Origin of the sequence: Streptomyces sp. NRRL B-24572, assembly GCF_002156145.1 — a bacterium.
Classification (GTDB): domain Bacteria; phylum Actinomycetota; class Actinomycetes; order Streptomycetales; family Streptomycetaceae; genus Streptomyces; species Streptomyces vietnamensis.
The window spans coordinates 1-317 of record NZ_MWIG01001201.1 but is presented as its reverse complement, the minus strand read 5'-3'; the positions used below and the strand labels follow the sequence as shown (position 1 = coordinate 317).

At 74.8% G+C, this 317-nt stretch carries 2 pseudogenes; both read left to right on the top strand.

Going from position 1 to position 317, the window contains the following annotated elements:
- A pseudogene (locus CCN56_RS45495) lies at positions 1-102 on the top strand (RNA polymerase sigma factor); the annotation flags it as partial.
- 3 nt (positions 103-105) lie between these two features.
- Positions 106-317: pseudogene (locus CCN56_RS42830) on the top strand (hypothetical protein); the annotation flags it as partial.

Here is a 317-nt window from a genome sequence, read left to right as displayed (position 1 = left end):
TCGGCCGCCCGGGTATTGGGCAAGCGTCCCGGTGCGGTACGGTCCGCGGCACATAGGGGATTGAGGCGACTTGCGGAACAACTCAAGGGGAGAGGGAGGTGACGGATGCCTGACGAGCTGCGGGACGGAGAGCTCGGGGAGTTGCTGCGGGCCGCTCTGAGCGGTGAGCGGGAGGCCGGGAGCGACGCCGTCGCCCGGGGCGAGGGGGACGCTCTCGCCGCCTTCCGGGCCGCTCGTGACGCGGGGCTCCATGCGGCGACGCCCGCCCGGGACCTCGACGACTGGACCCCGGTCGTCGAGCGGCGCCGCCCCCGGCG